Origin of the sequence: uncultured Jatrophihabitans sp. (assembly GCF_964244045.1) — a bacterium.
GTDB lineage: Bacteria > Actinomycetota > Actinomycetes > Mycobacteriales > Jatrophihabitantaceae > Jatrophihabitans.
On the sequence record NZ_CAXTHK010000063.1, the window covers coordinates 1 to 8,821 of the forward strand.

9 protein-coding genes are annotated in these 8,821 nt (G+C 68.8%); 6 read left to right on the top strand and 3 right to left on the bottom strand.

Going from position 1 to position 8,821, the window contains the following annotated elements; all coding sequences use genetic code 11:
• The coding region (locus ACFFC4_RS21735; protein ID WP_375504772.1) for an HNH endonuclease signature motif containing protein at positions 1 to 367 on the top strand (367 nt) is incomplete at its 5' end.
• Positions 368 to 408: 41 nt separating this feature from the next.
• Here ACFFC4_RS21735 and ACFFC4_RS21740 read toward each other — a convergent pair.
• Positions 409 to 1,239 (bottom strand): DNA-3-methyladenine glycosylase family protein, encoded by an 831-nt coding sequence (locus ACFFC4_RS21740; protein WP_375504774.1) that lies wholly within the window; start codon positions 1,237 to 1,239, stop codon positions 409 to 411.
• A 32-nt stretch (positions 1,240 to 1,271) separates the two neighbouring features.
• On the opposite strand from ACFFC4_RS21740, the gene rfbA reads away from it, so the two are divergent.
• From rfbA to rfbD, 4 genes are read left to right on the top strand one after another with little or no spacing between them, the layout of a single operon-like run.
• A complete protein-coding gene (gene rfbA, locus ACFFC4_RS21745) occupies positions 1,272 to 2,162 on the top strand; it encodes a glucose-1-phosphate thymidylyltransferase RfbA (RefSeq protein WP_375504776.1) in 891 nt (296 codons plus the stop codon).
• A gap of 10 nt (positions 2,163 to 2,172) precedes the next feature.
• Positions 2,173 to 2,712: a dTDP-4-dehydrorhamnose 3,5-epimerase family protein gene (locus ACFFC4_RS21750; protein ID WP_375504778.1), complete on the top strand. Its 540-nt coding sequence runs from the start codon at positions 2,173 to 2,175 to the stop codon at positions 2,710 to 2,712.
• A gap of 8 nt (positions 2,713 to 2,720) precedes the next feature.
• The gene (gene rfbB / locus ACFFC4_RS21755) at positions 2,721 to 3,710 is read left to right on the top strand and encodes a dTDP-glucose 4,6-dehydratase (RefSeq protein ID WP_375504780.1); all 990 of its coding nucleotides are present in this window, start codon (positions 2,721 to 2,723) and stop codon (positions 3,708 to 3,710) included.
• The gene (rfbD, locus tag ACFFC4_RS21760; protein ID WP_375504782.1) at positions 3,707 to 4,558 is read left to right on the top strand and encodes a dTDP-4-dehydrorhamnose reductase; all 852 of its coding nucleotides are present in this window, start codon (positions 3,707 to 3,709) and stop codon (positions 4,556 to 4,558) included. The genes rfbB and rfbD overlap by 4 nt, the downstream gene beginning before the upstream one ends.
• 6 nt (positions 4,559 to 4,564) lie before the next feature.
• On the opposite strand, the gene ppc is transcribed toward rfbD, so the two are convergent.
• Entirely contained in the window at positions 4,565 to 7,348 is a 2,784-nt protein-coding gene (gene ppc, locus ACFFC4_RS21765; RefSeq protein ID WP_375504784.1) for a phosphoenolpyruvate carboxylase, read from the bottom strand.
• 54 nt (positions 7,349 to 7,402) lie between these two features.
• Here ppc and galE point away from each other — a divergent pair, with 54 nt between their 5' ends.
• Complete coding sequence (galE, locus tag ACFFC4_RS21770) at positions 7,403 to 8,371, top strand: UDP-glucose 4-epimerase GalE (protein ID WP_375504786.1); 969 nt, start codon at positions 7,403 to 7,405, stop codon at positions 8,369 to 8,371.
• 269 nt (positions 8,372 to 8,640) lie between these two features.
• Here galE and ACFFC4_RS21775 read toward each other — a convergent pair.
• Positions 8,641 to 8,821 (bottom strand): hypothetical protein (locus ACFFC4_RS21775; protein ID WP_375504788.1); only part of this gene is annotated, 181 nt, incomplete at its 5' end.

Here is an 8,821-nt window from a genome sequence, read left to right on the forward strand (position 1 = left end):
CGAGGCGATGAGCTGGGCCGGCGGCGACTACCGGTTGTTTATGACCGTGCTGGACACCCTGCAAGGGATCACCGCCTACTCCAGCACCCACCGGCTGTTCACCGAAGGCCAACGCCTAGCCATGATCGCCCGAGACGGCGGGTGCGCGTTCCCCGGTTGTCTCGCCCCGCCGGGCTGGTGCCAAGCTGCGCACATCATCGACTACATCAACGGCGGACCAACCACCGTGGCCAACGGCATGCTGCTGTGCGGGTTCCACCATCGCGAGTACGTCCGGCAGGGCTGGACCGTCCGCCTCGTTGACGGCCGACCAGAATGGACGCCGCCACGATGGATCGATCCCGAGCAAAAACCCATCCGCACGTAGCTGTCGCGCGCCGTAGCGCGATGGCAAGGCATCTCCGCCAGTCAACGTTGTCGGCGCCAAGCGTCGGCAACGAGGTGGGCCCACAGGTGGTAGGTGGCGTACGTGCGGTAGGGCGCCCAATCCGGGCGTCCGCCGGCGAGGTCGACGCCCAGGTCTACCGCGGCGCGCTTGACGACGAGGTCCGAGGCCAGCAGCACGTCCCGGTCGCCGCCGACGCGCATAGCGAGGTAGTCCGCCGTCCACGGGCCGATGCCCGGCTGGGCGAGCAGTGCCGCCCGGTCGAGCGGGCCGCCGAGCAACAGCGAACCGTCGGCAACCGCCGTCGCCAGCGCCTGCACCGAACGCCCGCGCGCCCGCGGCATCGGCAGCGTCGCCGGGTCCAGCGCGGCCAGCCGGTCAGGCGTCGGAAAGCGCCGCCACGAGCCGAAAGCCGGCTCGCCGTGCTCGGCAACGATGCGGCCGAGCACCGTCCGGGCCCCGGCGAGCGAGATCTGCTGGCCGACGACGGTGCGCACCGCAGTCTCGAACCCGTCCACCGATCCCGGGGCCCGCATGCCGGGGCGACGGTTGAGCAGCGGCGCGAGGTCCGGGTCCGCGCCGAGCAGGTCGTCGACGTGGTCGGGACGCAGGTCCAGATCGAGCAGGAATCGGCAACGGGCCTCGAGCTCGTCCGGCAAGCCACCGTCGGCTCGCAGCTCAACCGCTCCGTCCACCGGCTCGAGCGCTACCAACGCCGGCCCGTCGACCGTCTCGATCACGCGGGTGTAGACCCCGTCGACGTAGGTCTCGAGTCCGGGAACCGCGTGCGCGCCCAGGAAGTCAAGGGTGGCGGCCGCGTCCATCGGTGGCCGAAAAGACAGACGACGCTGCACCGCTCGAAATTACCCACCCTTACACTGCCCCGGTGAAGGGCATCGTCCTGGCCGGTGGCAGCGGCACCCGTCTGCATCCGTTGACCCGCAGCGTGAGCAAGCAACTGCTGCCCGTCTACGACAAGCCGATGATCTATTACCCGATCTCGGTGCTGATGTTGGCCGGTATCCGCGACATCCTGATCATCACCACCCCGCATGATCAGGAGCAGTTCCAGCGGTTGCTGGGCGACGGCGCGCAGTGGGGTATCTCGCTGTCGTATGCGGTGCAGCCGTCGCCGGATGGGCTGGCACAGGCGTTCCTGATCGGTGAGGAGCACCTGGCCGGGGAGCCGGCGGCGTTGGTGTTGGGTGACAACATCTTTTACGGCAATGGCATGGGGACGCGGCTGATCGATACCGTGCAGCGGGTCGAGAGCAACGGCGGTTGCGCGCTGTTCGGGTACCGCGTGCGCGACCCCGAGCGCTACGGCGTCGCCGTCGTCGACGCCGACGGCAAGGTGATCGACATCGAGGAGAAGCCGGACAAGCCGCGCTCGAACCTCGCTGTCACCGGCCTGTACTTCTACGACGCGCACGTCGTCGAGTACGCGCGGGGGTTGCGGCCGAGCGCGCGCGGCGAGCTGGAGATCACTGATCTGAACCGGGCGTACCTCGAGCGGGGGACGGCCGAGCTCATCGACCTGGGTCGCGGCGCAGCGTGGCTCGACACCGGCACCCAGGACTCCCTGCTCGAGGCCGCGCAGTACGTCCAGGTCCTGCAGCACCGCCAGGGCATCACGATCGCCTGCCTCGAAGAAGTCGCGATGCGGCGGGGGTTCATCACCGCCGCGCAGGCGCTCGAGATCGGCGTCGACATGGGCAAGTCCAACTACGCCGAGTACTTGCGTCGCACTGCCCAGGAGTTCATCGATGGCAACTGAGGTGTTGGCGATGTCCGTCGAGGAAACGAACATCGACGGGTTGGTCAAGATCACAACGAAGGCGGTGACGGACGAACGCGGGACGGTGCGCGAGTTCTTCCGTACCTCGGGGTTTGCCGAGGCCGGCGTCGACGTGCCCGAGCGGTGGGCGCAGATCAACCTGACCCACACGCGTCAGGGTGGACTGCGGGGGTTGCACGGCGAGGCCGCCGACAAGCTGATCGGCATCGCGGCGGGGGAGGCGTTCGGTGCCTGGCTGGACACCCGCGTCGAATCGCCGACGTTCGGCGAGGTGCACACCGAGCAGCTGTCGGTCGGCACGCAGATGTTCGTGCCGGCCGGGGTGTGCAACGGCTTCCAGGCCGTCTCGCCCGACGGCTGCCAGTACCTGTACTGCTTCGGCGTCGAGTGGACGCCCGGCATGGCCGGCGTGGCCGTCACCCCGCTCGATCCGAACCTGGGCATCGACTGGCCGATCGCTCCGGATCCCACCGACCCGGCGATGGTGTCGGTCAAGGACGCGAACGCGCCCCGTTTTCACGAGCTGTAGAGGACGTCATGCGGGTACTGGTCACCGGCGGCGCCGGGTTCATCGGGGCGAACTTCGTGCACCACACTCATCTGCACCGCCCGGACGTGCAGGTGACGGTGCTGGACAAGCTGACCTACGCGGCCAACCCGGCCAGCCTGCAGGGCACCGGGGCGCAGCTGGTGCACGGCGACATCGCCGACGCGCAGCTCGTCGACCGGCTCGTCGCCGACAGCGATCTGGTGGTGCACTTCGCGGCCGAGTCGCACAACGACAACTCGCTGCGTGACCCGTCACCGTTTGTGCAGACAAACCTGGTCGGGACGTTCACGATTCTCGAGGCGGTCCGCACGCATGGGGTGCGGCTGCACCACATCTCTACCGACGAGGTCTACGGGGACCTCGAGCTCGACGATCCGGCGAAGTTCACGCCCGATACGCCGTACAACCCCTCCAGCCCCTACAGCTCGACGAAGGCCGGCTCCGATCTGCTCGTGCGGGCCTGGGTGCGCAGCTTCGGCATCGTGGCCACGATCTCGAACTGCTCGAACAACTACGGGCCGTATCAGCACATCGAGAAGTTCATCCCGCGCCAGATCACCAACGTGCTGTCCGACCTGAAACCCAAGCTCTACGGCGCCGGCGAGAACGTGCGCGACTGGATCCACGTCGAGGACCACAACGCCGCAGTCTGGACGATCATCGACCGCGGCCGCTCCGGCGAGACGTACCTCATCGGGGCCGACGGCGAGCGCAACAACAAGGACGTCCTCGAGCTGATCCTCGAGCTGATGGGCAAACCCACCGACGCCTACGAGCACGTCACCGACCGCGCCGGGCACGACCTGCGCTACGCCATCGACGCCGGGAAGCTGCGCGACGAGCTCGGCTGGGCGCCGCGCTACCCCGACCTGCGCGCCGGGCTGGAGCAGACGGTTGCCTGGTACACCGCGCACCGCGACTGGTGGCAGGCCACCAAGGCCGCCACCGAGGCCCGCTACGCCGAGGTGGGCCAGTGACCAGGTGGTTGATCACGGGTGCGGGTGGGCAGCTGGCGACGCACGCATTCGAGCAGCTCACCGACGCCGGTGACAACGTCGTCGCCCTGGACGAGCACCAGTTCGACATCACCGACGCGGACATCGTGACCGCCACCCTGGCCGAGCACCGCCCGGACGTGCTACTCAACGCCGCTGCCTACACCGCCGTCGACGCCGCCGAGGAGCACGAGGACGTCGCGAGCCGCGTCAACGAGCTCGGCCCGCGGTTGCTGGCCCAGGCGCTGAGCAGCCAGGGCGGCCGGCTGCTGCACGTGTCCACCGACTACGTCTTCGCCGGCGACGCAACGGCTCCGTACGAGATCGACGACCCGGTTGATCCGCAGAACGCCTACGGCCGTACGAAGCTGGCCGGCGAGCGGGCGGTGCGCGCGGCGCTGCCCGATCGGTCCCACGTCGTGCGGACGGCGTGGGTCTACGGTGGCCCGAGTGCCAATTTCGTCGACACCATGCTGCGTCTGGAGCAAGAGCGCGACACCGTCAACGTCGTCACCGACGAGGTCGGCTGCCCGACCTACGTCGCCGACCTCGCCACCGGCCTGATCGCGCTGGGTCGCGCCGGCGTCCCGGCCGGCACCCTGCACTTCGTCAACAGCGGGCAGGCCTCGCGCTTCGACTTCGCTCGCGAGATCTTCCGACTCGCCGGCGCCGACCCCGAACGGGTGCGGCCGACCGACAGCTCGTCCTTCGTCACGGCCGCGAAGCGCCCGGCCTGGTCGGTGCTCTCGAGCGCGGCCTGGGTCGCGGCCGGGCTCGCGAAACCGCGGCGCTGGCAGGATGCGCTCGCCGACAAGCTGTCGCGCCCCTGACCCCGTTCAGCCGGTGTTTCGCAGGCCGGCGGCGACGCCGTTCACGGTGAGCAGCAGGGCGCGGCGCAGATCCGGCGACGCGTCGGACTCGTCGGTGGCCCGCACCCGCGCCAGCAGGTCGACCTGCAGGTAGGAGATCGGGTCGAGGTAGGCGTCGCGAACGCCGAAGGTGCGCTGCAACACGGGGGAGTCGTCGAGCAGGCGTTTCTCACCGGTCACCTGCAGCACCTCGTCGACCGTGCGTTCGTGCTCTTCGCGCACGACGTCGAACAGGTGCTGCAGCGGTTCGGGCACCAGCGTGTGGACGTAGTGGGCGGCGATCTCGAGGTCGGTCTTGGCGAGCGTCATCTCGACGTTCGACATGAACGTGCGGAAGAAGTGCCACTCGGCGAACATCTCGCCGAGCACGTCCTCGAGACCCTCCTTGCGCGCCGCGGCCAGGCCGGTGCCGACGCCGAACCAGCCCGGGACGATCTGCCGGGACTGCGTCCAACCGAACACCCATGGGATCGCGCGCAGGCCCTCGATGCCACCACCGCCCGACGGTCGCTTCGACGGTCGCGAGCCGATGTTCAACGACCCGAGCTGCTCGACGGGCGTAGCCGACATGAAGTAGTCGGGCAGATCCTTGTGGTCGACGAAGGCCCGGTAGGCGGCGTAGGCGGTGTCACTGACAAGCGTCATGCACTCGTCCCACCGGTCGAGCTGCGCGCCGGACTGGCGGGGCGATCGGTGCAGGGTCGACGCCCGCAGCGTGGCTGCGACCGTCAGCTGCAGGTTCTCGCGCGCGAGGTCGGGCAACGCGTACTTGTCGCTGATGACCTCACCCTGCTCGGTGAACTTGATCTCGCCGTCGAGCACGCCCCACGGCTGGGCCAGGATCGAGTCGTAGGTCGGGCCGCCGCCGCGCCCGACCGTGCCACCCCGACCGTGGAACAGCCGCAACCGGACGTCATGGCGGGCCGCCACGTCGCGCAGCGTGCGTTGCGCCCGGTGGATCTCCCACTGCGACGTGGCGATGCCGGCGGATTTGTTCGAGTCGGAGTAACCCAGCATGACTTCTTGGACGTCGCCGCGCAGTCGCACCACGAGCCGGTAGGTGGGATCGGACAGCAGATCGTCCAGGATCTCGCCGGCCTTGCGCAGCTCGTCGACCTCTTCGAGCAGGGGGACGAACCCGATTCGGGCGAAGGGTTCGCGGTCGCCGCCAGTGCCGTGGACGTCGAGCAACCCCGCCTCGCGGGCCAGGACGACGGCGGCCAGCACGTCGTCGGCGCCGTGCGTCATGGAGATGATGTAGCTCTCGATGACCTCCGGCCCGTAGGTGTCCAAGGCGTCGCGAATCTCGCCGAACACCGCGAAGGTCTTGGCGCCGGCCTCGTCGAGCGGCGGCGGTGAGCCCGCCAGCGGTCGGCGGGAACGCAGTTCCTTCGACAGCAGCCGCATCCGGTAGTCCCGGGGAACGTCCGCGTACAGCCAGGTCTCCTCGACAAGGCGGTCAACGAGCTGGCCGACGGCTTGATGGTGGGCGTCGGAGTGTTCGCGGACGTCCATGGTCGCCAGGTGCAGGCCGAAGACGGCGACGGTGCGCTGCACCCGCGCCAACACGCCGTCGGCGATGAGGGCGCCGGAGTTGGCGTGCAGCGAATCAGCCAGCAGGTCGAGCTCGGCCAGCAGCTGCGACGAGCCGAGGTAGTCCCGCTCGGGACGGTGCGGCGAATCATCGTCGACCCGCCGACGGGTGTTGACGACCTTGGCCTTGATGCACGTGAGCTTGAGCCGGTAGGGCTCGGTCGCATTCAGGGTGACGAGGCGCGGGTCGATGTCGAGTACCTCGAGGTCGGCCTCGAGCGACGCGAGCAATTCCGGCGAGGCGGCCACCACCGCCGTCGACGACGACAGCTCCGCGATCAGTGCGTCGAGCTGACGGTCGACGGCGCGGGCGGCGACGTGGTGGTGCATGCGCAGTACGTCGCGGGTGATGGCCGGGGTGACGTTCGGATTGCCGTCGCGGTCACCGCCGATCCAGGTGCCGAAGGTCAGCGCGTGGGCGTCGGTGGGCAGCTCGACGCCGTGCCGCGCCGCCTCCACGGCCAGGTCGGTGGCGAGGTCGGGCAACGTCTCGTTCACCAGGTCCTGCAGGTAATAGACGACGTTGCGGGCCTCATCCACCGGTGACGGCTTGTTCTGGCGCAGCTCGTCGGTCTGCCAGACGAGATCGACGAGTTCGGCGAGGTCGCGGTCCTGGCGCGCGCGGGCCGCGGTGCCTTGCTCCGTCGCCGCGCCCAGGATGTCGGCGATACGCCGCAGCTTGGTCAGCACCGACCGGCGGCTGGCCTCGGTGGGATGTGCGGTGAAGACGGGCCGCACGGCCAACCCGTCGAGCGATGCGCGCAGGCCGGCGGCCCCGAGCTCGGTGGCGACGTCGGCGACCGCACGGGTCAGCCAGCCCTCGTCCTCGGGACGGTTGCGCAGGCCGCGGACCCGGTGCACCTGCTCGGCGACGTTGGCGAAGTGGAAGTAGGCCGAGAACGCCCGGACAAGGACCGTCGCCGTCTCGATGGGCTGGTCGGCGAGCAACGCCCGCACCTGCACGGACGCGTCGCCGTCGCCGGCCTTACTGCTCTTGGTCAGCCCGCGCACCTGCTCGACGAGGTCCAGCGCAGCCCGACCCTGCTGGCGCACGAGCGACTCACCGAGCAGTCCACCGACCCGGCGGACGTCGGCGCGCAGCTGGGCGTCGTCGATCTCGTCGCCGAGGATTTCAGACGTTGGAACGTCGCTAGTCATGCCGCGATTCTTCCGCAACGACGAGCGCTGTGCGGAGCAGGTAGCGTCCGGACCATGCGGGTACTGGTCACCGGCGGCGCCGGTTACATCGGCAGCGTGGTCTCGGCCCGGTTGCTCGCCGAGGGGCATCAGGTCGTCATCGTCGACGACCTGTCTACTGGGCACGCCGACGCCGTTCCCAAGGCCGCCGAGTTCCATCAGCTGTCCATTGCCGCGCTCGACCCGGTCCTGGGCGACTGGGCGATCGACGCGGTGATCCACTTCGCGGCGAAGTCGCTGGTCGGCGAATCCGTGGACGAGCCGGCCCAGTACTGGCGCAACAACGTGGTGGGAACGGTGGCCCTGCTCGACTCATTACGCGCCCACGGGGTGCCGCGCATCGTGTTCTCGTCCTCGGCAGCGACCTACGGCCACAGTGATCAGCAGCCCATCCGCGAGGACACGCCGGCCCGGCCCGGCAACCCGTACGGCGCGTCGAAGCTGGCCATCGACCTGGCCCTGGCCGACTACGCACGCGCCTACGGTCTGGCCGCCACCAGCCTGCGCTATTTCAATGTGGCCGGTGCGCTCATCGACGCTGCGGGCGATTCGTACGGCGAACGGCACGCGACCGAGACGCACCTGATCCCCAACGCCCTGCGCGCCGCTGCGGGGCAAGGGCCGGCGTTGTCGCTGTTCGGCACGGACTACCCCACACCTGACGGCACCTGCGTGCGCGACTACATCCACGTGCGCGACCTTGCCGACGCCCACCTGCTGGCGCTCCGGGCCGGCGTCCCGGGTGAGCACCAGATCGTCAACCTCGGCAGTGGCGCGGGATCGTCGGTACGCGAGGTGCTTGCCACCGTAGGCGACGTCACGGGTCGTCAAGTTCCGGTGAACGAGGCGGCACGCCGGGCCGGCGACCCGCCGGTCCTCGTCGCCTCGAATGAATACGCAGCGTCGTTGCTGGGGTGGCGACCCACGCTGGACCTAACGGCCATGATCACCGACGCCTGGCGCTTCGAACAGCGCGGGCGTTGAGCCGGTGCTCCAGCAATAGAGCCTGCATCGCCCACCGGGGCGATGAGAGGTAGTCGTAAATGCGCGTGCACTAATTCTGCCGGTTATTCGATCCGTGTTAGTCGTTGCGAAGCGTGCCATTACGAGCGGTAATTGACGTTACCTGACGGGCCATTACGCAGCGTGATATACCAATCCGACGATTGGGACATGACGGACACTGTGCTCCCACAAAGCTGGGCAAACCGGGCAAGGCCGTTTGACCCACCGAGTAACTACGAATACGCCGATCATCGGGCGAGTTCGCGCCAGGATCTATCCAAACCCGAGCTGCTCCCGTTATACAGAGATCGAATCGTCGGTCGCTCGGGGGACGGCCGACGGTTCGCTTTTTCTTCTGCCGCCAATGCCGCCAATGCCACCAGTGCCACCAGTGCCACCAGTGCCACCAGTGCCACCAGTGCCACCAGT

Excerpts from the sequence above, each read along its gene's own strand:
- rfbB (WP_375504780.1), top strand. The coding sequence starts at position 2,721 with ATGCGGGTACTGGTCACCGGCGGCGCCGGGTTCATCGGGGCGAACTTC.
- galE (WP_375504786.1), top strand. The coding sequence starts at position 7,403 with ATGCGGGTACTGGTCACCGGCGGCGCCGGTTACATCGGCAGCGTGGTC.
- ACFFC4_RS21750 (WP_375504778.1), top strand. The coding sequence starts at position 2,173 with ATGTCCGTCGAGGAAACGAACATCGACGGGTTGGTCAAGATCACAACG.
- ppc (WP_375504784.1), bottom strand. The coding sequence starts at position 7,348 with ATGACTAGCGACGTTCCAACGTCTGAAATCCTCGGCGACGAGATCGAC.